Source organism: Catenulispora rubra (assembly GCF_015356825.1).
Taxonomy (GTDB): Bacteria; Actinomycetota; Actinomycetes; order Streptomycetales; family Catenulisporaceae; genus Catenulispora; species Catenulispora rubra.
The window spans coordinates 1-743 of record NZ_JAACYW010000679.1 but is presented as its reverse complement, the minus strand read 5'-3'; the positions used below and the strand labels follow the sequence as shown (position 1 = coordinate 743).

General features: G+C 70.9%; 2 protein-coding genes. Both read right to left on the bottom strand.

Annotation, left to right across the window (positions count from 1 at the left end):
• The coding region (locus GWK61_RS54925; RefSeq protein WP_194922348.1) for a hypothetical protein at positions 1 to 579 on the bottom strand (579 nt) is incomplete at its 3' end.
• Complete coding sequence (locus tag GWK61_RS61360; protein WP_369125692.1) at positions 572 to 715, bottom strand: acyl-CoA dehydrogenase family protein; 144 nt, start codon at positions 713 to 715, stop codon at positions 572 to 574. The genes GWK61_RS54925 and GWK61_RS61360, both read right to left, overlap by 8 nt.
• Positions 716 to 743 lie beyond the last annotated feature (28 nt).

Here is a 743-nt window from a genome sequence, read left to right as displayed (position 1 = left end):
TCGATGACGTGGCCGGCAGAGCCGGCAGCAGGTCGCCGCCCCCTCACCACAGTCCAACACCCGCAGCGCCCCACCACCCGGCCGCACCCGCAGCGCCGCCGCAGAAAACCTGCCCGCGCCCAGCCGCGCGTCCGCGAAGTCGGGCTCGTCGCAGATCAGCACGGTGGCGCCGACCTCGGGCATCGCCCAGTCCAGCAGGTCGAACAGCACGGTCCCGCCGAGCTCCTCCAGGTGCGTGATGCCGACGTCCTCCCCGGCCCACCCGGAGCCCTGCACCAGTCCGGCGAGCGCCGACACCAGCGAGTCCCGCGGCACGTCGTGGACCAGGAACAGCGGCTGCGCGGCTGGCGGCGAACCCAGCGCCGCCAGCGCCAGTGCGCTGACGTCCGGTTCGGCCGCGGAATCCACTTCGTCGTCCATGGCGACCCGCATCGCGTGCTCCACCGGGATGCCGCGGGCCCTGCGCTCAAACCGGGTCACCGCCTCGATCGGAGCGGACGCGACGTCGACCTGTAGCGGCAGGTAGTGGGTGTACGGCAGCACCGCGATGCCGAGTGCCTCCACACTGAGATCAAGCATCTGCGTCTCCTGTCTGATACCCGCGCTCGACATGCAGCCGCTGCATGTTGCTCGTCCCGTCCATGAACTCGAACGCGCACACATCCCGCGTCCACTTCTCCAACAACGGATGCTCCAACAACCCGCCCGGCCCCATCACCCGCGCCGCCCAACGACCCGTGCCC

Coding starts and splice junctions, on each gene's coding strand:
- GWK61_RS61360 (WP_369125692.1), bottom strand. CDS start 715: ATGGGGCCGGGCGGGTTGTTGGAGCATCCGTTGTTGGAGAAGTGGACG.